This window comes from Enterobacter sp. WPR_3_1 (assembly GCF_003635055.1).
GTDB lineage: Bacteria > Pseudomonadota > Gammaproteobacteria > Enterobacterales > Enterobacteriaceae > Enterobacter > Enterobacter ludwigii.
On the sequence record NZ_RBXU01000008.1, the window covers coordinates 1,344,693 to 1,370,286 of the forward strand.

21 protein-coding genes and 2 pseudogenes are annotated in these 25,594 nt (G+C 53.3%); 13 read left to right on the forward strand and 10 right to left on the reverse strand.

From position 1 onward, the window contains the following. Positions 1 to 35 precede the first annotated feature (35 nt). From paaZ to BJ887_RS08210, 4 genes are all read left to right on the forward strand, one after another. Complete coding sequence (gene paaZ / locus BJ887_RS08195) at positions 36 to 2,075, forward strand: phenylacetic acid degradation bifunctional protein PaaZ (RefSeq protein ID WP_121339722.1); 2,040 nt, start codon at positions 36 to 38, stop codon at positions 2,073 to 2,075. Between the two features lie 165 nt (positions 2,076 to 2,240). Next, positions 2,241 to 4,517 carry a primary-amine oxidase gene (gene tynA, locus BJ887_RS08200; RefSeq protein WP_121339723.1) on the forward strand — a complete coding sequence of 759 codons (2,277 nt, stop codon included), beginning with the start codon at positions 2,241 to 2,243 and terminating at the stop codon, positions 4,515 to 4,517. Between the two features lie 167 nt (positions 4,518 to 4,684). Continuing rightward, a complete protein-coding gene (locus BJ887_RS08205) occupies positions 4,685 to 6,658 on the forward strand; it encodes an alkyl/aryl-sulfatase (protein WP_032678080.1) in 1,974 nt (657 codons plus the stop codon). A gap of 74 nt (positions 6,659 to 6,732) precedes the next feature. Continuing rightward, positions 6,733 to 7,839 (forward strand): GGDEF domain-containing protein, encoded by a 1,107-nt coding sequence (locus BJ887_RS08210; protein WP_068794588.1) that lies wholly within the window; start codon positions 6,733 to 6,735, stop codon positions 7,837 to 7,839. A 41-nt stretch (positions 7,840 to 7,880) separates the two neighbouring features. Here BJ887_RS08210 and BJ887_RS08215 read toward each other — a convergent pair whose 3' ends face one another. Beyond that, on the reverse strand, positions 7,881 to 9,380 hold the full coding sequence (locus tag BJ887_RS08215) for an aldehyde dehydrogenase family protein (protein WP_014169921.1): 1,500 nt from the start codon (positions 9,378 to 9,380) through the stop codon (positions 7,881 to 7,883). A gap of 241 nt (positions 9,381 to 9,621) precedes the next feature. Between BJ887_RS08215 and feaR the strand changes: the two genes are divergently transcribed. Further along, the gene (gene feaR / locus BJ887_RS08220) at positions 9,622 to 10,530 is read left to right on the forward strand and encodes a transcriptional regulator FeaR (protein ID WP_121339724.1); all 909 of its coding nucleotides are present in this window, start codon (positions 9,622 to 9,624) and stop codon (positions 10,528 to 10,530) included. Here feaR and BJ887_RS08225 read toward each other — a convergent pair whose 3' ends face one another. From BJ887_RS08225 to BJ887_RS08235, 3 genes are read right to left on the reverse strand one after another with little or no spacing between them, the layout of a single operon-like run. Beyond that, positions 10,531 to 10,848: a YdbL family protein gene (locus BJ887_RS08225; protein WP_121339725.1), complete on the reverse strand. Its 318-nt coding sequence runs from the start codon at positions 10,846 to 10,848 to the stop codon at positions 10,531 to 10,533. 7 nt (positions 10,849 to 10,855) lie between these two features. Further along, a complete protein-coding gene (locus BJ887_RS08230) occupies positions 10,856 to 11,047 on the reverse strand; it encodes a YnbE family lipoprotein (RefSeq protein ID WP_014169918.1) in 192 nt (63 codons plus the stop codon). Then, positions 11,044 to 13,683 (reverse strand): YdbH family protein, encoded by a 2,640-nt coding sequence (locus BJ887_RS08235; protein ID WP_121339726.1) that lies wholly within the window; start codon positions 13,681 to 13,683, stop codon positions 11,044 to 11,046. The genes BJ887_RS08230 and BJ887_RS08235 overlap by 4 nt, the downstream gene beginning before the upstream one ends. Positions 13,684 to 13,893: 210 nt before the next feature. Here BJ887_RS08235 and BJ887_RS08240 point away from each other — a divergent pair, with 210 nt between their 5' ends. Beyond that, positions 13,894 to 14,883, forward strand: a complete 990-nt coding sequence (locus tag BJ887_RS08240; protein ID WP_014169916.1) for a 2-hydroxyacid dehydrogenase — start codon at positions 13,894 to 13,896, stop codon at positions 14,881 to 14,883. A 38-nt stretch (positions 14,884 to 14,921) separates the two neighbouring features. On the opposite strand, the gene BJ887_RS08245 is transcribed toward BJ887_RS08240, so the two are convergent. Further along, complete coding sequence (locus BJ887_RS08245; RefSeq protein WP_121339727.1) at positions 14,922 to 16,118, reverse strand: MFS transporter; 1,197 nt, start codon at positions 16,116 to 16,118, stop codon at positions 14,922 to 14,924. Between the two features lie 219 nt (positions 16,119 to 16,337). Between BJ887_RS08245 and BJ887_RS08250 the strand changes: the two genes are divergently transcribed. From BJ887_RS08250 to iraP, 3 genes are all read left to right on the forward strand, one after another. Further along, positions 16,338 to 16,946 carry a TetR/AcrR family transcriptional regulator gene (locus BJ887_RS08250; protein ID WP_229216822.1) on the forward strand — a complete coding sequence of 203 codons (609 nt, stop codon included), beginning with the start codon at positions 16,338 to 16,340 and terminating at the stop codon, positions 16,944 to 16,946. 51 nt (positions 16,947 to 16,997) lie between these two features. Continuing rightward, complete coding sequence (locus BJ887_RS08255) at positions 16,998 to 17,903, forward strand: alpha/beta fold hydrolase (protein ID WP_014169913.1); 906 nt, start codon at positions 16,998 to 17,000, stop codon at positions 17,901 to 17,903. A 135-nt stretch (positions 17,904 to 18,038) separates the two neighbouring features. Next, complete coding sequence (gene iraP / locus BJ887_RS08260) at positions 18,039 to 18,374, forward strand: anti-adapter protein IraP (RefSeq protein WP_014169912.1); 336 nt, start codon at positions 18,039 to 18,041, stop codon at positions 18,372 to 18,374. An 88-nt stretch (positions 18,375 to 18,462) separates the two neighbouring features. On the opposite strand, the gene asd is transcribed toward iraP, so the two are convergent. The 3 genes and pseudogenes from asd to BJ887_RS08275 all read right to left on the reverse strand — a co-directional run bounded on the left by asd (position 18,463) and on the right by BJ887_RS08275 (position 20,500). Further along, positions 18,463 to 19,581 carry an aspartate-semialdehyde dehydrogenase gene (gene asd / locus BJ887_RS08265; RefSeq protein WP_121339729.1) on the reverse strand — a complete coding sequence of 373 codons (1,119 nt, stop codon included), beginning with the start codon at positions 19,579 to 19,581 and terminating at the stop codon, positions 18,463 to 18,465. 234 nt (positions 19,582 to 19,815) lie between these two features. Then, a pseudogene (locus tag BJ887_RS08270) lies at positions 19,816 to 20,010 on the reverse strand (M3 family metallopeptidase); the annotation flags it as partial. A 37-nt stretch (positions 20,011 to 20,047) separates the two neighbouring features. Beyond that, positions 20,048 to 20,500, reverse strand: a complete 453-nt coding sequence (locus BJ887_RS08275; RefSeq protein ID WP_063215425.1) for a cyclophilin-like fold protein — start codon at positions 20,498 to 20,500, stop codon at positions 20,048 to 20,050. A 225-nt stretch (positions 20,501 to 20,725) separates the two neighbouring features. On the opposite strand from BJ887_RS08275, the pseudogene BJ887_RS08280 reads away from it, so the two are divergent. Beyond that, positions 20,726 to 20,851 (forward strand): annotated as a pseudogene (locus BJ887_RS08280) (LysR family transcriptional regulator); the annotation flags it as partial. A 223-nt stretch (positions 20,852 to 21,074) separates the two neighbouring features. Next, positions 21,075 to 21,821, forward strand: coding sequence for an SDR family oxidoreductase (locus BJ887_RS08285; protein ID WP_032681105.1), 747 nt, complete (start codon positions 21,075 to 21,077; stop codon positions 21,819 to 21,821). Between the two features lie 283 nt (positions 21,822 to 22,104). Here the strand turns inward: BJ887_RS08285 and BJ887_RS08290 are convergent, their stop codons facing one another. Together BJ887_RS08290 and BJ887_RS08295 are read right to left on the reverse strand one after the other, a co-directional pair. Beyond that, a complete protein-coding gene (locus tag BJ887_RS08290; protein WP_121339730.1) occupies positions 22,105 to 22,779 on the reverse strand; it encodes a glutathione S-transferase family protein in 675 nt (224 codons plus the stop codon). 79 nt (positions 22,780 to 22,858) lie between these two features. Further along, entirely contained in the window at positions 22,859 to 23,605 is a 747-nt protein-coding gene (locus BJ887_RS08295) for an SDR family oxidoreductase (protein WP_121339731.1), read from the reverse strand. A gap of 136 nt (positions 23,606 to 23,741) precedes the next feature. On the opposite strand from BJ887_RS08295, the gene BJ887_RS08300 reads away from it, so the two are divergent. Both BJ887_RS08300 and BJ887_RS08305 read left to right on the forward strand, forming a co-directional pair. Continuing rightward, positions 23,742 to 24,644, forward strand: coding sequence for a LysR family transcriptional regulator (locus BJ887_RS08300; RefSeq protein WP_040017377.1), 903 nt, complete (start codon positions 23,742 to 23,744; stop codon positions 24,642 to 24,644). 288 nt (positions 24,645 to 24,932) lie between these two features. Continuing rightward, a complete protein-coding gene (locus BJ887_RS08305; RefSeq protein WP_032681109.1) occupies positions 24,933 to 25,439 on the forward strand; it encodes an ATP-binding protein in 507 nt (168 codons plus the stop codon). The last annotated feature ends 155 nt before the right edge of the window (positions 25,440 to 25,594 follow it).

The window sequence follows — 25,594 nt, forward strand, 5'->3', positions numbered from 1 at the left end:
TGATAGTGAAATTACGTAACACTTGGAGATAAGCGATGCAGCAGTTAGCCAGCTTCTTGTCCGGCACCTGGCAGTCTGGCCGGGGCCGCGAACGTACTATCCATCACGCCATCAGTGGCGAAGCGCTGTGGTCCGTGACCAGCGAAGGGCTGGACATGGCGGATGCACGTCGCTATGCGATCGCGCGTGGCGGCGAAGCCCTGCGCGCCATGACCTTTATCGACCGGGCCGCCATGCTGAAGGCGGTGGCGAAACATCTGCTTAGTGAGAAAGAGACGTTCTATGCCCTGTCTGCCCAGACCGGGGCGACCCGAGCGGACAGCTGGGTGGATATTGAGGGTGGGATCGGGACGCTGTTCACCTATGCCAGCCTGGGGAGCCGCGAGCTGCCTGATGACACACTCTGGCCGGAAGATGAGCTGATCCCGTTGTCGAAGGAAGGCGGCTTTGCTGCGCGTCACGTACTGACGTCAAAATCGGGCGTGGCGGTCCATATCAACGCCTTTAATTTCCCGTGCTGGGGAATGCTGGAAAAACTGGCGCCCACCTGGCTTGCGGGGATGCCTGCCATTATCAAACCCGCTACCGCCACCGCGCAGGTCGCGCAGGCGATGGTGAAAGCGATTGTGGAGAGTGGTCTGGTGCCGGACGGCGCTATCAGTCTTGTCTGCGGCGGCGCGGGCGATCTGCTGAATCATCTCGACAGCCAGGATGTGGTGACCTTTACCGGCTCCGCCAGCACCGGCCAGAGCCTGCGCATTCACCCGAATATCGTGGCGAACTCCATTCCCTTTACCATGGAAGCCGACTCCCTCAACTGCTGCGTTCTGGGGGAGGATGTGACGCCGGAACAGCCAGAATTCGCACTGTTTATTCGCGAAGTGGTACGCGAAATGACCGCCAAGGCAGGGCAAAAATGTACCGCCATCCGCCGCATAATTGTGCCTCAGGATCGGATGGATGCCGTCAGTCAGGCGCTGATCGCACGGCTGCAAAACGTGGTCGTCGGCGACCCGGCAGAGGACGGGGTGAAGATGGGCGCGCTGGTGAACGGTGAGCAACGCGCGGACGTGCAGGAAAAAGTCGATCTGTTGATTGCGGCGGGTTGCCAGGTCAGACTCGGCGGAAAAGCCGATCTGCAGGCTGCGGGGGCATTCTTCCCGCCGACGCTGCTTTTCTGCCCACAGCCAGATGAAACCCCCGCCGTGCATTACACCGAAGCCTTCGGGCCGGTCGCCACGCTGATGCCCTCCCGCAATTCAGACCACGCGATGCAGCTGGCACGGGCGGGTGGCGGGAGTCTGGCCGGTACGCTGGTCACCGCCGACCCGGCTATCGCCCGCCAGTTTATTGCCGGCGCGGCGCGGGCGCACGGACGAATTCAGATCCTTAACGCCGAATCCGCCAGGGAGTCCACCGGACATGGATCTCCGCTGCCGCAGCTGGTGCACGGCGGTCCTGGCCGCGCAGGTGGCGGTGAAGAGCTGGGGGGACTGCGTGCGGTGAAGCACTATCTGCAGCGCACCGCCATTCAGGGCAGCCCGACCATGCTTGCCGCCATCGGCAAACAGTGGGTACGGGGTGCTGCGGTTCAGGAAGATCGCGTTCATCCGTTCCGGAAATACTTTGAAGAACTGCAGCCGGGCGACAGCCTGCTGACCCCGCGCCGCACCCTGACGGAAGCCGATATCGTTAACTTTGCCTGCCTGAGCGGCGATCACTTCTACGCCCATATGGACAAAATCGGCGCGGCAGAATCCATCTTTGGCGAACGGGTGGTACACGGTTACTTCCTGATCTCTGCCGCGGCGGGTCTGTTTGTTGATGCCGGCGTTGGGCCGGTGATTGCCAACTACGGCATGGAAAACCTGCGCTTTATCGAACCGGTTAAGCCGGGCGATACCATTCAGGTGCGTCTCACCTGTAAACGTAAAACGCTCAAGAAACAACGGACCGCCGATGAGAAGCCAACCGGCGTGGTCGAATGGGCCGTTGAGATCTTTAACCAGCACCAGCAGGCGGTTGCGCTCTACTCCATCCTGACGCTGGTGGCGCGCCAGCACGGCGACTTCTGACACGTTCCTCTCTCGCACATTGACCGGGGTGTGATATTGCCCCGGTCTTTTTTTAACCTGGCAAGACTAACAAATAACCTGGCAGATGCAGGCAAACGCTTTTCTCGGGCGCCTGTCAGGATAAGGCTGTCACAACACAATAAACACAACAAGATGAGGTCTACGATGGGAAGCAATTCTTCTTTTTCTGCCCGTAGAACGGCACTGGCTATGGCCGTTGCGCTGTGTTGCGCCTGGCAATCACCTGTTTTCGCACACGGCAGTGAGGCGCATATGGTCCCGATGGACAAAACGCTGCAGGCGTTTGGCGCCGATGTGCAGTGGGATGATTACGCACAGATGTTCACCCTTGCGAAGGACGGGGCATATGTGAAGGTCAAGCCCGGCGCGAAAACCGCTATTGTTAACGGCAAAACCCTCACGCTGCAGGTGCCGGTGGTCATGAAAGGCAAAAAAGCGTTCATCTCGGAGACCTTCATCAACGACGTTTTCCAGTCGGGTCTCGACCAGACCTTCCAGGTTGAAAAACGCCCTCACCCGCTAAACGCGCTAACGGCTGACGAAATTAAGCAAGCCGTGGAGATTGTGAAAGGATCTGCGGATTTTAAACCGAACACCCGCTTCACCCAGATAGCCCTGGCCGAACCCGAGAAAGCCAAAGTGTGGGACTTTGTGCTCAACGGCACGGCGGTGGACTCTCCCCGCCAGGCGAACATCACCATGCTGGACGGGAAACACGTTATTGAAAGTCTGGTGGACCTGAAGGATAAAAAGATCCTGCGCTGGGACGCCGTTAAAGATGCCCACGGCATGGTGCTGCTGGATGATTTTGCGACCGTTCAGCAGATCATCAACGAAAGTGCAGAGTTTGCCGAGGTTCTGAAAAAGCGCGGCATTACCGATACGAAGAAAGTGATCACCACGCCACTGACCGTCGGCTATTTCGACGGCAAAGATGGCCTGAAACAGGAAGACCGGCTGCTGAAAGTGGTGAGCTATCTGGACGTGGGCGACGGCAACTACTGGGCGCACCCGATTGAGAACCTGGTGGCAGTGGTCGACCTTGAGCAGAAGAAGATCCAGAAGATTGAAGAAGGTGCCGTTGTGCCGGTGCCGATGACGCCGCGTCCGTATGATGGACGTGATCGCATTAACACGCCGAAAAAGCCGCTCGACATCATTGAGCCGGAAGGCAAAAACTACACCATTACCGGCGATATGATTCACTGGCAGAACTGGGATTTCCATCTGAGTCTGGATTCCCGCGTGGGCCCAATGATTTCTACCGTCACCTACAATGACAACGGCAAAAAACGCCAGATTATGTATCAGGGCTCCCTGGGTGGGATGATCGTTCCTTACGGTGACCCTGACGTGGGCTGGTACTTCAAAGCCTATCTGGATTCCGGCGATTACGGCATGGGCACCCTGACCTCTCCGCTGGTGCGCGGTAAAGACGCGCCGTCCAACGCCGTGATGCTCAATGAAACCATTGCCGATTACACCGGTGCGCCGATGGAGATCCCCCGCGCCATCGCCATTTTTGAACGCTACGCAGGACCGGAATATAAACACCAGGAGATGGGTCAGCCTAACGTCAGTACCGAGCGGCGCGAGCTGGTGGTTCGCTGGGTGAGCACCGTTGGCAACTACGACTACATTTTCGACTGGGTATTCCACGAAAATGGCACCATCGGGATTGATGCCGGTGCAACGGGGATTGAGGCGGTGAAAGGCGTACAGGCGAAAACGATGCATGACCCTACTGCCAAAGACGATACCCGATACGGCACATTAATTGATCACAACATCGTCGGGACCACCCACCAGCACATCTATAACTTCCGTCTCGATATGGATGTGGATGGCATCAACAACACGCTGGTGGCAATGGATCCACAGGTGAAACCGAACACCGCTGGCGGCCCGCGAACCAGCACCATGCAGATCAATCAGTACGCTATTGATACCGAGCAGCAGGCGGCGCAGAAATTTGACCCGGGCACCATTCGTCTGCTGAGCAACACCAGCAAAGAGAACCGCATGGGGAACCCAATTTCGTATCAGATAATCCCTTACGCCGGGGGGACGCACCCGGTGGCGACCGGCGCGAAGTTCGCCCCGGACGAGTGGATCTATCACCGCCTGAGTTTTATGGATAAACAGCTGTGGGTGACGCGTTACCATCCGGATGAGATGTACCCGGAGGGCAAATTCCCAAACCGCTCAACCCACGATACGGGGCTTGGCAAATACAGCAAAGATAACGAGTCGCTAAACGATCAGGATGACGTCGTCTGGATGACCACCGGCACAACCCACGTCGCCCGCGCCGAAGAGTGGCCAATCATGCCAACGGAATGGGTGCATACCCTGCTCAAACCGTGGAACTTCTTCGACGAAACGCCGACACTCGGCAGGAAAAAAGACGCGCAGAAATAAAAACAGACCGGGCGTAATGCCCGGTTTTTTATTCGTTTATTTGCTGAATATCTCATCCTGATTATAGTTATTTTACTCCACTCATTCCGATTGCATCTTTTGAAACATTTTCAGCCAGGACGCGAAGTTTTCACAAACGACGTAGTACTTTCTCTGAGAGGTTTTAAATGAAATTGAATCTGATTGTCAGAAGTTTCGTGCTGGCTGGAATGATCATGTCCAACAGTCCCTCTTATGCGGCGGAAGCACCAAAGGACGCGTCTGCCGCAACACAACAAGCCAACAATGCCCTTTTTAACCAGCTTCCTTTCTCCGATAACACTGATTTTACCAATGCCCATAAAGGATTTATCGCTCCACTTCCTCAGGACGTTATTAAAGGCGAACAAGGCAATGTCATCTGGGATCCCCAACAGTATTCATTTATTAAAGAAGGTGATAAATCGCCGGATTCGGTAAACCCAAGCTTATGGCGTCAATCCCAGCTGATTAATATCAGCGGTCTGTTTGAAGTTACCGAAGGGGTATATCAGATCCGCAATCTCGATCTGTCAAATATGACCATCATCGAAGGCAAAGAAGGGATTACCGTCGTTGACCCGCTGGTCTCGGCAGAAACCGCCAAAGTCGGCATGGATCTTTATTACAAAAATCGCGGCCAAAAACCGGTCGTGGCGGTGATTTATACCCACAGTCATGTTGACCACTATGGCGGTGTGCGGGGTGTGGTTGATGAAGCAGACGTGAAGGCTGGCAAGGTAAAAGTTTATGCCCCTTCCGGATTTATGGAGGCGGCGGTTGCGGAAAATATCATGGCGGGCAACGTTATGAGTCGTCGCGCCAGTTATATGTATGGCAACCTGCTGAAGCCTGATGCGAAAGGACAAGTGGGTGCGGGTCTGGGGACGACCACGTCCGCCGGTACCGTCACCCTTATCGCGCCGACCAACATCATTGAAAAAGACGGACAAAAAGAGGTCATTGACGGGCTGACCTACGATTTTATGCTGGCCCCCGGCTCTGAAGCACCTTCAGAGATGCTCTGGTTTATCGAAGAGAAAAAAATCATTGAATCCGCAGAGGATGTGACCCATACGCTGCATAACACCTACTCGCTGCGCGGCGCAAAAATCCGTGAACCGCTGCCCTGGTCAAAATATATTAATCAGGCGATTGTGCGCTGGGGCGATAAAGCCGACATCATCATGGCACAGCATCACTGGCCAACCTGGGGCAATGATAATGTCGTCGCACTGCTGAAGAGCCAGCGCGACCTCTACCGTTACATCAACGACCAGACGTTACGCATGGCGAATGAAGGCCTGACGCGTGATGAAATCGCCGCTAACTTCAAACTCCCGGATTCCCTCGCCCATACCTGGGCTAACCGCGGTTACTACGGTTCTGTCAGCCATGACGTTAAAGCCACCTATGTACTCTATCTGGGCTGGTTCGACGGTAATCCCGCCACGCTGGATGAACTGCCTCCTGAAGAGGCTGCGAAGAAATTCGTTGAGTATATGGGCGGCGCGGAGGCCATTCTCAACAAAGCGAAAACTGACTTCGATCAGGGCAACTATCGATGGGTGGCGCAGGTCGTGAGTAAAGTGGTGTTTGCCGACCCGAACAATCAGGCCGCGCGTAATCTCGAAGCAGATGCGCTGGAACAGCTGGGTTATCAGGCGGAATCCGGCCCGTGGCGCAACTTCTACCTGACCGGCGCGCAAGAGCTGCGTAACGGCGTGGTGAAAGGCCCGACCCCGAACACCGCCAGCCCGGATACCGTGCGGGCGATGACGCCAGAGATGTTCTTCGACTACCTTGCCGTTCATATCAATGGCCAAAAAGCCGGCGATGCCAAATCGGTGTTTAACATCGATCTGGGCAGCGATGGCGGCAAATACAAACTTGAACTGGAAAACGGCGTGCTGAACCACACGGCAAATGCCGAAGCGAAAGACGCTGACGCTACGCTTACCCTGAACCGTGATACCCTGAATAAAATTATCCTGAAAGAAGTCACGCTGAAACAGGCGCAGGACAGTGGCGATATCAAGATCAGCGGCGACAGTGCCAAACTGGACGCTATGCTTGGCTATATGGATAAGTTCGATTTCTGGTTTAATATTGTGACACCGTAACGGTGCAAAACAGACGGGCGGTCCTTCCGCCCGTTCCTGCTTCACTTGCTCCCAGGAAAGGGTAAAGAGCATTTATGGAAAAAAGAAAAAAAACGACGCCAGAGCGGGCTGCCTGGCCGACGCGTCAGGCGATGGTCATGCACGGGCTGGCGATGAACCTGCCGTGGCTGGCATTCGTCAACATCAGCTTCGCCGTGATGATCCTGCTGCGCCACGTCTCGCTTAAGCCCGACGACCCCCTCTACCTCCGGTCGCTGCCTCTGCTGAAGTTTATCGATGCCTCGATGTTCGGCATTATTATTCTGTCAGCCGCGTTAATCATCATGGCCTGGCGACGTATTGCCGGCATCAGCGTGGTGCTCTTTTTCTGTAGCGTCATCTGGTCGATATCCTGTTTCTGGTTTATCACCGATCTGTTGCTGCCCCACGTCTGGCCCCTGTGCGCGATTCTGTTACTCGCCGGGTTGACGGCGCTCTACTTTTACCCCCGTGGGTTACTCTCCTTCGTGATCCCGCTCTGGGTCACGCTACCGGTCGCAAGCTGGGTACTCAATGATGGTGTCAACCTTCACTTTGCCGCCGTCTGGACCGTCTTTACGCTGATTTTGCTCTGCGGGCGTTTCATCCTGATAAGCTGGTTTGATGAAGCCTGGCGACGTAACCAGCAAAACCAACTGTTGATTTCGCGGCTGGAAGCGCTGGCGCATCAGGATCCGTTAACCCAGACCGCCAACCGTCGCAAGATGGAAGTGGTGCTGGAGAATGCCGTTGAGCAGAAAAAAGCCTTCTCGCTGATTATGCTGGATATAGATTATTTCAAACTTTACAACGACACCTATGGTCACCAGGCCGGTGACGAATGCTTGACCCGCGTGGCGCAGGTGCTTCGGCAGTCGGTGCGAACACCTGACGATGTCGTGTCTCGCTACGGCGGTGAAGAGTTTGTGGTGATCCTCTTTGATTGCCCGGAAAACACAGCCGAAAAAGTTGCCATGCGTATTCAGGACGGCCTGCGCGCGGAGGCGATAGCGCACGATGCCTCAAAAGTCAGCGATCACGTCACCGTAAGCATGGGCATTGCAGGAATGGCAGAGGGTCTGGCGGGGACGGAGATTATCGCCCGCGCCGATGAGGCGCTGTACCGGGCGAAAGCGGCCGGACGGGACCGCTGGTCACGATAGCCGTGTCGGGTGGCCGTTGCGCCAGCCCGACACGCTTTGTTTTAATACCGTACACATACCGATTTGGTTTCACACCAGCCATCCAGCCAGTCCGGGCCGAAATCGCGCCCGGTGCCGGACTGCTTCATGCCGCCAAACGGCAGGTTGGCGTCGATCAGCGTATGGCTGTTCACCCAGACGGTCCCCGCCTGCAGCCGGTCGGTGTATTCCAGCGCCTTGCTGATATTTTGCGTCCAGACGCTGGCCGTTAACCCGTATTCGGTGTCGTTGGCCAGCGCCAGCGCTTCTTCGCCATCCGCGACGCGCACCAGGTTGACCACCGGGCCGAACACTTCTTCGCGGGTGAGTCGCAGCGCGGCATCCGGGTTCACCACCAGCGTCGGCGACACGTAATAACCTTTGCCATCCGGCCCCCGGTTACCGGTGATCAACTCCGCATTGCGCGATTTTGCCTCGTCGAGGAAGGTCTGCACTTTATCGCAGTGCGCGCGCGAGACCAGCGGGTTGATGAACGCCTCCGGCGACATGCCCGGCCCGACGCTCAGGGATTTCACCGCCTGCTCAAACCCGCTGACCAGCGTGTCAAACAGCGGCGCTTCAATATAGATACGGGAGCTCGCAGCACAAACCTGCCCCTGGTTCAGGAAGCTGCCGGTCATCAGGCCTTCAATTACCCAGGCCGGGTCAGCATCTTTCAGCACGATAGCCGGGTTTTTACCCCCCAGCTCCAGCGTCACCCCCGTGAGCGTATCCGCCGCCGCGCGGGCAATTTGCTTGCCTGTCGCCGTTGAGCCAGTAAAGCTCACTTTGGCAATATGCGGATGTGAGGTCAGCGCGGCACCGCACACCGCACCGCTTCCCGTGACCACATTAAACACCCCGTCGGGGATGCCCGCTTCACTTGCCAGTTCCGCCACGCGCAGCATCGTGAGCGGCGTGGTTTCTGAAGGCTTAATGACAATGGAACACCCCGCCGCCAGCGCAGGCATGACTTTCCACATCCCGATCATCAGCGGGAAGTTCCACGGCACAATCCCGGCCACCACGCCAACCGGCTCTTTGCGCGTCCACGCCTGATAGCGGGCCCCCTGCGGTAAGGGGATGGAGAGGTCGAGGGTTTTACCGGCAATTTTCGTGGTAAGCCCTGCGGTATAGCGCATCCAGTTCAGGGTGCAGCCCACTTCAAAGGCGCGGGAGATATGAATGGATTTCCCCTGCTCCAGCGTCTCAAGCTGGGCCAGCTCTTCGCTGTGCTGCTCAACCAGATCGGCGAAATGCAGCAGGATACGCTCACGCTCTGCCGGTAATTTTCCGGCCCAGCTACGGGCAACAAACGCACGCCAGCCGGACATCACGGCGCGGTCGACATCATCAACGCTGGCATCGGCGGTGGAGGCGATGACATCGCCCGTTGCCGGATTATAGACATTGAGCCGCTTTTCACTGTCCGACGCGGCCTGACGCCCTTCAATCCACAGGCCATGATGTCGGTCTAAAAACTGCTGTACGGCAGGCTGAACGGCTACCTGAGATTCAGACATAGGGTACTCCTTCGTTTTTATTCGCAGGGTGTTAATGCAGTCTAAGAGGGGTTTTGGATTCTCGCTTTTGTCTCTGTGACATTCGCTTTGCCACCTGTGACAGGCTCCGCAAATCGTGATAATTCCGTCTTATAACGCTGTTACCGGTGAGTGTTCTTTCCTATAGTCAGCCTCATAGCTCTGACAAAATGCAACACAAATGCAACAATGCAAAAACATTGACGGTGCAGCGAGATAAGCGATGGCGTGTGCAAGCGAAGAGGAACAGTATCAACAGTGGCTGGCACAAATTAACCAGGTCTGCGGGCGTTTTAATGCGCGTCCGCTGGAGGGGGAATTCGTCGGCGAGCTGGAAACCAGCTATGCCCGTAGCCTGAAGTTAAGCACCGTAACCGCAGGTGGCGTTAACCTGTTCCGATCCCGCCATGAGATTAACGACAGTAACGATGCCTGGTTCTACACCGTATTTCAGCTGGAAGGCAGCGCGGAGATTGAACAGGACGACCGCCGCGCGGTGCTGAAGACCGGCGATATCACGCTGCTTGATGCTTCCCGCCCGTGCTCCATTGCCTGGCATGAAAAATCCCGCCAGATTTCGCTGCTGGTTCCGCGCCAGATTATTGAGCAACAGTGTCGTTTTCAGGAGGTAAGCTGCGCGCTCACCCTTTCGCGCACGCTGCCCACCGTTCAGTTAAGCCACCACCTGCTGATGGAAAGTATGGGGAATGCCGATCTGAGTGACCGGGAGAGTGAAGCGGCGCTGGAAGCGATGATCTGTCTGCTTCGCCCCGCGTTCCAGCAGCGCGACGTGACTCAGCCACGTAAAGAACGCCTGTTCCGCAATGTGCTGTCATTGATTGACGATCATATTCAGTCTGAATCACTACGACCGGAATGGATTGCTGCACAGAGCGGGATGTCGGTGCGAAGCCTCTACCGCATGTTTGCTGATAAGGGGCTGGTGGTCGCCCAGTACATTAAAAACCGCCGTCTCGACCTGTGCGCACAAGTGTTGCGCTCCGCCAGCGATGATGAAAAGCTGGCGGGCATTGGCTACAGCTGGGGCTTTTCCGACCACAGCCATTTTTCAACCGCCTTTAAGCAGCGTTTTGGCGTCTCGCCTGGCGAATATCGTAAGCGCTTTCGCTAACTACTTCTTCAGCCATTTCCCGTTGATGCCTTTCACGTACTCGCCCGGCTGGGCGCGGGCAACCAGCTTTTGCCCTGCCATTTTCGCCACTTCATCCACCGGCAGATTGTTGCTGTCAGCCAGCTTCTGATAGCTTTCCGTGCGCGCGGCGTTAATGCGATTGACCAGCGCCAGGGTTTCCGCATCCTGTTTGACTGGCGCAAGATAACCGCTCAGGGTTTCCCCCACGCGCCCCTGCGTCCGGGCGTCATTTAAGGTCAGCGTTGCCGCCTGCACGTTCATGCCGAGCGCCAGTAACATCAGAGCTAATCGTTTCATGGCATCCTCAGAACAGATCGCTGCGTGATTTCAGCAGGGTTTCAACGTCTTTATCGACCTTAATGTGGATCTCATGTTCGATTTTGACATTCATATTGATGGTAATCGGCTCCTTCGGCGCGGCGACTTCAATGCGCGGCGTACAGCCGGTCAGTAGCGCGGCAACGGCAACGGTGAGCACACCAGCCATCTTTTTCATTGTTGTTCCTCACTTTCCTTGCCAGTCGAACTGCGGATACCAGGTATTGCCGCGTGTTGCTCAAACCAGGTTTGCAGGTTGTCTCCAAAACGCAGGCTACGCCAGAGGGTAAAGACATTCTCTTCATGGGTATAGTTCAGATTAACGTAGCTGCTTTTACCCTCTACCCGGCTGGTTCCCTTAAGGGTCGCCTGCATGGTTAATTCACCCAGATTATCTAAATTGATTCTTGTCCACGAGCGAGAAATTTCCATATAGCGCAGCCAGTTAATTGCGGCTCCCGCCACCATATTATCTTTTACGATGGCGTCCGCCGTGTCTTTATCGATACGCAGCGTCATCGGGCCGGGGTTGGTCAGCCAGCCATCTTTGATGATCCATTTTTCATTGTCCAGCCAGAACGGCAGCGCCCCGCTCACCGGGCCAGACATCGCAAACTGCTTAGGATTAACGGCACTGATCAGCTCGCTGGAGGAGATATTGTCTACTCGCAGCAGCGCCGGATCGTGTTGCGGCATCCTCAACTGCTGCATGGTGATTTTTCCACCGAGGGTTTCCACCTTCACATTGGTGAGCAGAAGCGGGTTCGCCTCACTCCAGGGGTAGTCACCCTGCAGGTCCGCCGTGATATTCCGCGCGGTCACCAGGTTTACCACCTCGCCAATCCGTAAGGTTACCGGGCCGCGCGTTCCCAGCGACCAGGTGCCCTCACTAAACCGGAACGGCAGGACAAAGTCGACGCCGTTGATCTGGTTGTCTGGCATCCAGGCGCTACCGGCTTTCAGTACGCCGTGACCGCCCGCCTCAAAGCCCTGACCCGCGGCCGCCGAGAAGGCCACCTGCGCATACAGTTCGCCGTCACGCAGCGTCATTTTCCAGTCTGGCGGGATCAACGGCTGGAACACGGTGAGCGATTGTTTCGGCCACCAGGCTTGCCCGCGAAGGCGTTCCCCGTCCCAGCGTCCGTTCACCTGTACCGGTCCGATAGCATCGGCATGCAGATCGCCCTTGAACTGGAACAGTGTCGGGTCTGTTCCGTCTACGCTGAAGGTCAGCACCGACGGCGGCAATACGCTGCCGCCGCTGAAACGGGTTTGCCCGGCATTCAGCGACAGCGCTCCGCTGAACGTCGGCTTGTCAGGATCGCGATACCAGCGCACCGGGTTATCCAGCACCAGACGGGGTTTACTGACCTCCATGGCACCGTACTTGAGCTGGTCGAAACCGGTTGAAAGCGCGGTCAGCTCAATAAGTTTGTCGCGCCATTCGCCTTTTCCGGCAACATCCCAGCGCGCATTCATTGGGGTGAAGCCCCCTTTGCCCCAGTAGCGCCACTGCCACAGGCCGTTGTCGGGTAAAAAGTCACTGGCCTGGCCATCCAGATGCAGTTCAAAATCACCCATCTCGTTCTCGTGCGCCCGCAAAATGGCCTGCAGGCGTCCATCGACACCCTTTTGGGTCAGCCTGACGCCCGCCAGCGGCCAGCGAATTTCATCAATATCCAGTGAATCAATAATGCGACCACGTGAGCGCAGCAGCGCGCCCGGCTCAAAGGAGAGCTGCGGTTCATACAGGCTTCCGGTCAGTTTTGCCGGCAGTCTGGCATAGAGCACCAGGTCGTTATGTTTCGCCTCGCCGCTCAGATGAAGCGGCATGTCGCTTTGTTCCATACTGAGCCTGCCCGGTCCGATATTCAGCACCGCGTTGCCCTTCCCCGCATCCCCTTGAGTGAGCACATTCAGACGCCCGGTCAGGGTCGCTTTCTCAAGCCCCGCCTGCCAGTTATCGACACGAAGGCCAACCCGCCCGCTCAGCGGCATGCCGGAAAGGTTCCAGTTCCAGCGTCCGTCACTGATATTCAGCTGTTCCGCGGTTATTTGCCACGGCAGATCGAGCAGCGGATCGGGGTTATCCCGCGCCATGACCACCAGTTGTCCCTGATTGGCTTCCCAGTCGAGATCGGCATCGACCAGCGAGGTTAACTGTGGCACGTTAAAGGTCGCAACCGCATGGCCTTTAACCGGCACGCCGTCCGGCACCAGCGGCAGGGTGAATTGTCCCACCAGTTTTATCGGCTGTGGCTGGTCGGGAAGTTGTACATCGAACTGGGTAACAGAGAGGGTCTGACCGCGGAGCATCCCTTTAATACTGACCTGCTCACCGTTGTAGGCAATCTCCTGACGCGCGGGCGTCAGCGACGCCTGAAGTTCTCCCTGCCACTGCTGCCAGGGCGAGAGCGTCAGACGATGGACAGTAAGCCAGGTATTCGGTAACACCGCCTGCCACTGCGCCAGCGTTTTGGGCGCGACCGTGGACGGTGCGGACTGGGGAATTTTATTGAGGCAAACGGAGTTCAGTTCGAGCGCGCCGATATCCAGTTTCCAGCGGCTGGGGTGCGACAGGGTCGCGTTATCGACTCGGGCAATTTCGCAGTCATCCACAAGATAGCGAAGATCGGGGATGATCAGGGCATGACGCGTGAGTCTGGGACTTTGTTCAAAGGCGATGCGCGTCCCGACAGGAAGCCAGACCCCAGCAAGGGTCGGTACCCACTGGGCAAGGGTCATCAGCAGCGTCAGCGGCACCAGAATGAACAGCAGTAAGAGCGCGATTGCGGCTTTGTATGTACCCCTCATGGGCAGTTAATATCCTGATTTAGCGAAAGAATTAAGCCGACAGTGCCGATCATTGTCGCATGTTTAGCCAGTCAGTTGAAGAGAATGCCAAATTTAAGGATAGATGCTCTAAAATAATTGATAGAACTTATTGAATTCAATAATATTTCAGAAATTGTAAGATAATTTTAATCATGCTAACGTGAATGCAAAATCACTGGAGAAAGTCTTATGAAACTCGCGGTATATAGCACAAAGCAGTACGACAAAAAGTATCTGCAACATGTTAACGAGGCTTACGGGTTTGAGCTTGAATTTTTCGACTTTCTGCTGTCCGAAAAAACCGCCAAAACGGCGCACGGCTGTGAAGGCGTTTGCATTTTTGTGAATGATGATGGCAGCCGTCCGGTGCTGGAAGAGTTGAAAAAACAGGGCGTGAAATATATCGCCCTGCGCTGCGCTGGTTTCAACAACGTAGATCTTGATGCCGCAAAAGAGCTGGGGCTGAAGGTGGTCCGCGTCCCGGCATATTCTCCGGAAGCGGTCGCGGAACATGCCATCGGTATGATGATGTCGCTGAACCGTCGTATTCACCGCGCTTATCAGCGTACCCGTGACGCCAACTTCTCTCTGGAAGGGCTGACCGGCTTTACCATGTACGGTAAAACCGCGGGCGTTATCGGTACCGGTAAGATTGGCGTCGCCGCCCTGCGCATTCTGAAAGGGTTTGGTATGCGTCTGCTGGCGTTTGATCCGTACCCAAGCGCTGCCGCGCTGGATCTGGGCGTGGAATATGTCGACCTGCCGACGCTGTTTTCACAATCTGACGTTATCTCCCTGCACTGCCCGCTGACGCCGGAAAACTACCACCTGCTCAACCAGGCGGCGTTTGACCAGATGAAAGATGGCGTGATGATCATCAACACCAGCCGCGGCGGGTTGATTGATTCCCAGGCCGCTATTGAAGCGCTGAAGACCCAGAAGATTGGCGCGCTGGGGATGGACGTGTATGAGAATGAGCGCGATCTGTTCTTTGAAGACAAATCTAATGACGTGATCCAGGACGACGTATTCCGCCGTCTGTCTGCCTGCCATAACGTCCTGTTCACCGGACACCAGGCGTTTCTGACTGCCGAAGCGCTGATCAGCATTTCAGAAACCACGCTGGGGAACTTGCAGCAGCTGGAAAAGGGTGAAGAGTGCCCTAACGCTATCGTGTAAACCTATGTGCCGGGTGCGGCTCTGCCCTGCCCGGCCAGCTACGCCCGGTCTGGTGTCCAGCTCCGGTGAGCAAAGCGCCACCAGAGCAGGACAGCCAGCAGCGCAATGGCGCTGAGCACACTAAAGGCCGTCGCAAAAGAGTAATGACCGGCAATTGTGCCGGTTAACGCCGGGCTCATTGCTGCCCCGACACCCTGCATCAGCATGACCACACTCTGCCCGGCATTCACGTGCCCACTCCCGCGCAACAGCACCACGATAAACGACGGCACGACAACGCCCAGGATCCCCGCGGCCAGACCATCAAGAATTTGTACCGGGATCATCATCAACGGGGCGTCTGTGGAGGCTGCCAGTGCCGCCCGAACGGGCATAATAAGCAGGGCCAGCATGATGAAACGCCAGTAACCGTAGCGCTCAATTCGGCCTGCCACCCCCATGGCGACGGGGATCATCACCGCCTGAGAAATGATGACGGTGGCCGCCGCAAATAATCCGGGATTGATGGTTGCCGGTGCCGCAGCAACCCTCATGCTCAGCATCGGCAGCAGTGCGGCATTGGCCAGATGGAACAGCAGCAGCGTCAGCCCGGTTATCAACAGCGCCCGGTTTTTAATCAGCACCGCGACGCCGGGGACCGGTTGACGGGCTGAAGAGGTCAGCCCTCGCGCCGCATCGTTGTCGATATCTGTATGACGAATGGCAAGCAGCGCGCACAACGTCAGAAGCGTCGTACAGGTCATCAGCAGGAAAATGCCCCCGACGCCCCAGAACCAGGCAATGCCGCCTGCAATCACCGCCGTCAGGAAATTGCCGGCGTGGTTGAACGCCTCGTTCTTCCCCATCTGCGTGCTAAACCCGCCCGGGCCCGTCAGACCCAGAGTAATACCCGCAATCAATGGCCCCACAAACGCCGCGCAGATACCGGTGATAATTTGCGAGACGGCGACGACGCCGCTCTGCTGACTAAACCAGAGCAGCAGCGTACTCAGCGTAATGGCGATACAAAGCAGTGCCAGAACCGAACGCTTATTGCGGGAGGTATCCGTAATAAATCCCGCCGGCAGCGTTGCCAGTAATCCCGCCAGCCCCCCGGCGGTCATCAGGATGCCGATATCATCCGGGGTCCAGTGACGTTCCGTCAGGAAGATGCCGAGAAAGGGCCCGAGGCCATCGCGAACATCAGCAATGAAAAAACTTGTCAGGCACAACGCCCGCAGTGAACGAAGAGACATACTTCCTGCCTTTTGCATATTGGCTGGCTCTGTTAGCGACGGCCTGTACGTTCGACGCCCTGTTAAAATCACGTTGCAGTATACCGGAGCGTGTTGAAGCTAAAATGACCACTCCACTCTTCTGCCGCGGCAAACTCTTTTTATAGAACTTCACGCTTTCCAGATACGCCCATTTATGGGAGTATTTAGGAATCGATTGTTTCCTAAATGATGAGCACAATGTCTGAGAAGCTACAGAACGCACGCGAGCGCGGACGTCCGCGGCAGTTTGATCTCGATGCGGCCCTGGATCTGGCGATGCCGGTATTCAGAGAAAAGGGTTACCACAGTGCGTCGATAAGTGACCTGAGCGACGCGATGCAGCTCACTGCGGGCAGTATTTATAAAGCCTTTCACGATAAACGTGGCCTGTTCCTGCAGGTATTCGCGCGTTATACCTCCCTGCGCAATCAATCGTTGCGCGAGCGTCTGGCGCGACAACCTGATGGCCGGGCCAAAATAGCCGAGCTGCTGAACTTTTATCTTGAATCGGCCAGCGCTGTCGAAGGGCGCCGCGGCTGCCTGGTGGTCGGCAGCACCCTTGAACTCAGCCAGTTTGACGGCGAAATTGCCGGGCTGGTGCAGAGCGCGCTTGCGCGAAATCAGCACGCGATCCTCCAGCTGATTGAACAGGGTATGCAGGACGGTTCAGTTAATTCGCGACACGACGCGCACGCATTGAGCGGCGTTCTGCTGTGCCTGGTCCTGGGCATGCGTGTGGCGGGCAAAGCCGGAGAATTACCGGCACGCGAACGGCTGGTAGAGACGGTGATGGCGCTACTCGCCTAAAAAATTTACCCATAAAGGAAATGATCATTTCCTAAATAGCTGGAGGTAGTCATGTCTGAGAATTCAATCCCCCTTCCGTGGTCGCAGCCTGTCGCGGGCTTGCCCGGTTTTGCGCACTATTACTCAACGGTCGATGGGGTTCGTCTGCACTATGTCAGAGGCGGACAGACGCAAGGTGAAACAATCGTGCTGCTTGCAGGCTTCCCGCAAAGCGGGTTTGCCTGGCATAAGGTGATGGCTCTTTTAGCCGATCGTTACGATATCATCGCACTCGACCTCCCGGGCCAGGGCGACTCCGATAAGCCACAGTCTGGCTACGATACCCTTACGCTTGCCAGTTCGGTTTTTGGGCTGGTGCAGGCACTTGGGATCACAAGACATTACCTGGCCGCCCACGATGTAGGGGCATGGGTCGCCTGGCCGTATGCCCTGCGTTATGAACAGCAGGTAATCAAGCTGGCTCTGCTTGATGCCGGTATCCCGGGTATTACTTTGCCGGACGCCCTGCCCGCGACGCCAGAAAAAGCCTGGAAAACCTGGCACTTCGCGTTTCATCTTCTCCCCGACCTGCCGGAAGCCTTAATTAGCGGGCGTGAAGAGATTTACCTCGAATGGTTCCTGCGGCGAAAAACCGCCAGTCCGATGGCCTTTAGCGATGCGGATATCGCCCGATATGTCCGCCTGATGCAGCAAAACGGCGCGCTGCGTGCCGGGCTGGCCCCTTACAGAGAAGCGGCGGTCTCCGCTGTTCAGAACCGGACGCTGGCTGAAACGCAAAAACTTCGGGTGCCGCTGCTGGCCGTCAGTGCCGATCAGGGTTCGATTGCCGATATGGCTGCCCCGCTTCGCCAGTTTGCAGAGACGGTGAGTGGCATTACGCTTGCTCATTGCGGTCATTTCATTCCGGATGAACAACCTCAGGCCCTGAGTGAGGCCCTGGCAGACTTCTTCCGTTAACAGGAAGCGCACGGTGTTGATCACTGCTGGCACCGTGCTCTGCTTCATCAACAAAGACAATTGCTGTCGCCATAAAATAAACCTCGCTCAAAATTTATTAAGGAGTTAATCTCGCAAAGAAAATAAGGGGGCATTATGAAAAACTTGATACTCAGTGTTATCGCAAAAATTTCCAAAATGGACGCTGAAGCTAAAGAGCTGGCGGCCAAAGTAGAAGCACAGTCTTTGTTGATAGGCGCGTTGTTACTGACCATTGGTAAAAATGGCGGTATGAACGAAATGCTCGAGAATGTCAGAAAAGCGATCAACGCGGCACTTGAAGCAGCAGATACGCCGCTCAAATCCGACGCTGAAATGTTACTGAACGAATTCAATAACCTGATTTTATTAACCCAGCTACTCGAAACTAATGACTCAGAGATAAGTATCGAATCGTTAAAGGAAGCCCCAGGCGAAACGGCCTCAGATTGAAACCCATTCCTTGAGGCTGGAGTTAAGTCTCCAGCTTCTCGTTAAACCCACGCCTTACGCGCAGCGCGCCACGGCCGTGTGAGCGTGATTAGACTTTGCCAGACAGAATATTCAACATCCGTCGCAAGGGTTCCGCAGCGCCCCACAACAGCTGATCGCCGACCGTCAGAACCGAGTAAATAGGGTCATTGTTAAGCGACATTTTCTTGTAACGGCCAATACCCACCTGCAGCGAACCGCTAATGTTAGCGGGAGTCAATTTACTGACACTGTCATCCTTATTATTGGGCACATAGTTAACCCATGGATGGGAATGCGTCACAAGCTCTGCAAATTCTTCTTCGCTGACTTCACGCTTGAGCTTCAGGGTTATTGCAGCACTATGGCAACGGATCACACCGACCCGAATACACAAGCCATTTACTGCAATCGTACCCGGAGAGAGACCAAGAATTTTGTTCGTTTCTGCCTCACCCTTCCATTCTTCTCTGCTATTACCATCCCCTAAATCGCTGTCAATCCATGGAATAATACTGCCCATTAAAGGCGCGCCGAAATTCTGGATGGGCATGTTAGCACTGTTAATTAATTCACTCACTTTATTGACTAAAGGAAGCACTGAACCTGAGGATTCCAGCTCATCAGAAGATAAATGTTTACTGATATAAGCGCTTTGAGCAATTAATTCCCGGACATATTTAGCCCCCGCTCCGGATGCAGACTGATAGGTCATCACACTCATCCATTCTATCAGGTCAGCTTTAATTAACCCTGACAGACCCATAAGACTCAGCGTAATGGAACAGTTGCCCCCAACAAAAAGTTTAATTCCCTCTTTGATGGCACGATCGATATTTGTGCGGTTAACCGGGTCGAGAATAATGCAGGCTTTTTCATCCATCCGGAGCGCTGAGGCCGCATCAATCCAGTAGCCTTGCCAGCCATGGCTAATCAACTCAGGATAAATTGCTTTGGTATAATCCCCGCCCTGACAGGTTATGATGATATCCATTTCGGCCAGGGCGCTAATAGAATTAGCATCTTTGAGTGTGTGGTTGACGCCACCAATGACGGGACCAGCGGCACCTGCACTGGAAGTACTGTAAAAATGCGCGGAAATATTGTCGAAGTCGTTCTCTTCGATCATTCTTTGTAACAAAACAGAGCCCACCATTCCTCGCCAACCAACAATACCAACCTGCTTCATTTGCTTAACCTTAATGACGTTATGAGAATGTTAATTTTTCAAAACATGTTATATCTCATCCCACATTAATGGTCATTACGAATTACATCACATTCGGTCATTATTAAAATGTTTCATACGGCATCAGCAACTTTTATACCTTTTACACGGCATAAATAATTAAAGTTGTGGATAAGACATAATCAAACAAAAACCGGTCATCACGCCCGGTTTTGTGGCTGATCTGAATCAGCGCTACGCACTCAACCCGCGATTCTCCAGCATCGGTTCAATCCTGGGATCGTGGCCGCGCCAGTTCCGGTAAAGTTCAGCTCAATCACTACTGCTCCCGCGCGACAGAATCACCTCGCGGAATGTCTGCCCGTTATCGCGGGTTAAGCCGCCCTGCTCGACAAGCCACTGATAGCCATCGTCTGCCAGCATTTGCGTCTATAGGTAATCCAGATTCAGTGTTTGATAATACAGGTCAACCTTTTTTATCTGTGGTAAACGTTGCTATTACTTTTTTTTCATCTGCAATTTTACCAAGATTTTCTGGCGCTATTATTCTGCCAACGGGTGTGTATCCGTAGTTTGTCTGAAAGGTCTCATAAAAAAGTACCAGGGTACGATGGCCGTATAACATGAGATCGCCCTGATTAATGGTTCCAGGTTTGACCTGGCGGGTCGGTAAGGGACGGGGCAGATCAGCAAATTTCTCGTTCCCGTTAAGTTCCTCCATCGTTAGAGTCAGGGGAAGCTGTTCAATAAATGCCTTTGCGGCTGGATTATTCTTAAGTTCAACGTAAAAAGTTTGCTGATTGATAGTCATTTTAATGGTCACGGCTTTTTCCTTGTCTGGTTGCAAAGAATTACTGGCACGAACCGGGAATAAAAAGCTCGTGATGATAACAAATAACAGGAATAATATTTTTTTCATCCAGATTCTCTCCCGCAAATGTGCTGAACCTTTCAGGTGCAGCATCAATGATTATTTTAGATAAGCTTTTAAAAAGAAGTCAATTTATCAAATGGGTTCAGATACGTATGCTTATCTCCGGACTCCTCTCTTACTGGAAATTCTACACGATAGATGTATGTTGACTAGCTAATGATTGCTTAATGGGCTTATAAGCTATAGTTATGTTTTGTGAGTATCTCATCGATGAAACGTAATCTGAATGACCTCCTTTATTTCATTACCGTCACCCGCGAAGGGAGTTTAACCCGTGCGGAGGCTCAACCAGGGGGGACGCAACCGGCTCTCAGCCAGGCAATATCGACGCGGGAATAACGGCTGCAGATCCTACTGCTCACACGAACTACCCGTAACGTATCTCCAATTAATGAGCTGTACTCATAATCAATATAAATTTATACGCATTATCGAATTAATGCTCTGCTGCTAAGATTATCCCTGTTCAGGAATGTGTCACTGAAGTCTGAAGAGATTGAACCTGATCTCAGTCTGATAGTGGTGACAACAGCCCATCACCTATTCAGGAATAGTAAAAATGACAGATAACATCATAGGCAAAGTAATTGTAATCACGGGTGCATCAAGCGGTATGGGTGAAGCGGCTGCACGTTATCTTGCTGAAAAAGGAGCAAAGGTTGTGATGGCAGCGCGGAGAATAGACCGCATAGAGGCCATTGCGAGTGAGCTCCAAAAGCAGAATAAAGAAGCCATCGCCGTCGCAACCGATGTGACGAAACTTGATGACGTAAACAACCTCATTGAGACTGCGGTCAACAAATTCGGTCGTGTAGATGTTCTTATCAATAATGCCGGCCTGATGCCACTTTCCCGCCTTGAACAGGGAAATGTCGATGAATGGAATCAGATGATTGATGTCAATCTGCGCGGGGTTCTACACGGGATTGCTGCGGTGTTGCCTTATATGAAATCACAAAAAACAGGTCATATCATTAACACCGCATCTGTTGCTGCACACCTTGTCTTCCAGAGTTCTGCTGTCTATTCGGCGACAAAATTTGCTGTTCGAGCATTAACCGACGGTTTGCGCCAGGAAATGGCGGCACATAACATTCGCGTCACGTTAGTCTCCCCCGGTGCTGTTAAAACAGAACTACTGGAGCATATAACGGATAAAGATGTTAAGGCTGCAAACCAGGATTACGTTGAAAATGTTGGCGTACCAGCAGAAACCTTTGCACGCATGGTAGCCTTCGCAATTAATGAACCAGAAGATGTTGGTGTGAGTGAAATTATTTTCAGACCAACGGCTCAGGAATTGTAATTAGTTTAGTGGCGGCAACTGGAGAAAAACTATCAGGATTTAGGCTTTTAGATTCGGCATACCCATATGCCTTTTCCTAAGCCTAAAAACACGATTTTTCCTGCACCTAACAGCGAGAAATGTCCGCTTCTGGCACGAAGCGGACAAGATGGCTAGGCTGAAGGTCTGTTGTGAGCGAAAAGCGGAAGTTCGCATTTGTCGTAACAACCGGGAGCTGGGACTATCATTGGCATCTGATAATCAACAGGGAGAAGAGCAGGTCACGGTTTCTCAAAAAATATCTTCAGGCAGCGAGAATTGCAGAATGCTGACGAAGATGATTTTGGAAAAGTTCTGCATAATCTGGTGATACAGCGGCATTTACGCTTTCCCTTTTCGCAAGTGCAGTTTTCCATGCGGAAATCCGCGGAAGTCCCTCAAAAATCGCCTCAGATACTGATGCATCAATGATGGAGAAGTAACGGAAAACAGGAGCGTAGATCGCATCAACCATACTGAATTTGGAACCCGAGAAATAAGGCCCTGAATTCAATTCAGATTCAATATATTCAAGTTGCTCACGGAGCACAGCGCGTTTGCTGTCTGCCATGGCCTGATCAGTCGCATTTAAAAATTGCCAGGCATTTCCAAGCATTAATGTAGAGAACTCGCTCCATGCTCGCTGTCTAGCCCTTTCTAATGCATCGTCAGCATACAGCGAATCACCATCTTGCGTTTCATTAAGATACTCGCAGATCACCATGCTCTCAAAAATAATGGCATCTTCGCCCTCTGCATGATGCACTTTAAGTAGCGGTACCTTGCCGGTGGGTGACAGAGCAAGAAACCAGTCAGGCTTCGCCGACAGATCTACATTTACACGGTCAAATGGCACATTTTTTTCGAGAAGAACGATCGCTGAACGCTGCACAAAGGGACACAATGGGTGGCTAATCAGTGTCAGGTCATGGGTAGACATCTCAACCCCCAGATAAAATAATAGCCCGCCGCCATAAAAGGTGGCGGGCTTGATGAATTGTAAATCTTATTTTGGTGGCTTAGATTGAAACGCCGCCGTCGATGATGATTTCTGAACCCACGGTCCAGGCAGACGCATCGGAGGCAAAGTAAAGCACCGCTTGCGCGACTTCCTGAGGCTTACCAAAACGACCGGCAGGGATGGTTGCAACGATATCTTTCATCACTTGATCATGATATTCCACGGGGATCCCCGCCTTATCGTAAAGCGGCGTGTCAACCGGGCCTGGGCTCACCGCGTTGATACGGATCCCGCGAGAAAGTAACTCGTTAGACAGTGTTTTCGACATGTTGAGTAATGCGGCTTTGGTGGAGCCATAAACTGAAGAGTTCACCGGGCCCGTGTGCGCATTTATAGATGTATTAAAGACCACTGATGCAGAGCTTGCGAACACTGGCAACAGCGCCTGCATCAGGAAATAAGGACCTTTAACGTTGATATCATAAATGCGGTCGAACATTTCTTCTGTCCATGCCTCAATTGGCATATACATTGATATACCCGCATTCAGGAAAGCAATATCCAGCTCACCAAAATGTTCCTGAACCGTCTGAGCCAGCGCTTTCTGTGCATTCACATCTGCAGAATCCGCGCTCACGACGACCACATATTTACCCAGCTCGAGTTTCGCCTTTGCGACAGAATCAGGGTTAATACCAGTAACCATTACGCGTGCACCTTCTGCGACAAACAGCTTCGCGGTTGCAAGACCAATACCACTTGTTCCACCCGTGATGAGTGCGCGTTTACCTTGTAATCTGGACATGAACATATCTCCCGTGAGTTTTAACAGCTGATCGGCAAATGACCGATTTGATCGCCACTCTATACTCATGATTTAAGGGTGATAAGATTGTATTTATGAATATGTTCCATGCGTTAAAAGCATAAATAGGTTTAGGATGGACAGATTACTTTTGATGACATGCTTTGTCCGCACTGCGGAGACAGGCAGCTTTTCTGCAGCAGGCAGGGATTTAGGCTTAGGGCAACCGAACGTGAGTCGTCATGTTGCAACCCTCGAAGAGCATTTGCAGACCAGATTACTCCACCGATCAACCCGCAAGCTTTCCCTGACTCCTGAAGGAGAACGTTATTATCTGGAAGCAAGGCGTATTCTGGAAGCGGTCGAAGAGTCAGAGTCTTCTTTCAGAGAAAATGTGACGCCCACAGGGTTACTGCGCGTTGCTTGTCCCACTGCACTGGCTCACACATTTTTGATTCCGCGCATACCCGATTTTTTAGAACGCTACCCTGAGCTAACACTCGATCTACAGATTAATGACCGCTATATCAATCTCGTTGATGAAGGCGCTGAGCTGGCAATCCGCATTGGTCACCTTGAGGACAGTGCAATGCGTGCCCGCAGACTTGGCATGTATGAGCGAGTCTGTGTTGCCAGTCACAAGTACCTGGCTGAACATGGGATTCCTGACACCCCGGAGGATTTAAAAAAACATGATTGTTTGATCTATACCCTGTTATCAACGGGCGCTACCTGGAGATTTCGGGATATGGATGTGCCTGTTTCTGGCCGGCTCAGGGTCAATTCACCTGAAGCAGTGCAGAAATTTGTCAATGCTGGGGTTGGGATCGCACAGGGCCCAGAATGGTTGTTCGAGGAGGGACTGGCAAATGGCAACTTACAATTATTACTGGCGGATTACACTGCATCTCCCGTTCCCATTCAGGCTGTTTATGTTGCAAATCGACTTTTACCAAAACGCGCGATTGTGTTCATGGATTTTGTTGCTGAGATTTTTGAAAAAAATCCCGGCTTCAAAGTTTACAACCCATTGAAATGAAGCTGAGATGACGAACTGACCGGCTGGCCGTAAATTGCATAGCAAGGTGTAAATAACTTCCGCTCTTGGCACGAAGCGGCCAAACTCACTGGAGTGGACATTCAATTTATAAGGGAAAAAATTGCTGATTTTGCATTCAGGCCCTGTTAACTTGAATGACAATGAAAACACACTCTGTCCTATTCCATTCAATGATTATTATCACCTGTCTGACTCAGGTGGGATAACGTTCGCCATTTTCCCGCCGGTAAGGCGGGCCTTACCGGTAACAATCCCGTGAGGTAAATAATGGATATCACTTCAGTAACAACGTCAGAAAAACCCACTTTGCACTTGTTATGTGGGAAAATCGCATCAGGCAAATCCACATTGTCAGCAAAGTTAGGTGCATTACCCGGCACCATAATTGTCAGTGAAGATTATTGGCTGGCTGCCCTCTTTGCCAATGAAATGCAATCCATAGCTGATTATGTGCAGTATTCCTCAAGACTCAGAAACGCTATGAAGCCTCATCTGGTGTCGCTACTCAAAGCGGGTTTATCCGTAGTTCTGGATTTTCCGGCAAACACACAAACCAATCGTGAATGGATGATGAGCATCATTAAGGAGTCAGGTGCCAGTAACAGGCTGCATTACCTGAAAGTTACTGATGAAGTATGTAAATCCCGCTTGCGCGCCCGTAATGCAGAAGGAATGCATGAATTTACAGCCTCAGATCAACAATTTGAAACCATAACGCGCTTTTTCGCAGAGCCAACGGCTGATGAAGGGTTTGATATTATTGAATACAGCTGAATTTACCTTTCTGCACAAAGCGGACCGGCATAAGAGCCGCAAGGTCCGCTGTGAGCGATAAGAGGACGTTGAGTTTCTAGTAAAACTGACATGAAAACGTCCAAAGTCCCTCTGGGGATTTGTGAAAGTAGCCGATACCATTGTCCGCCCACATC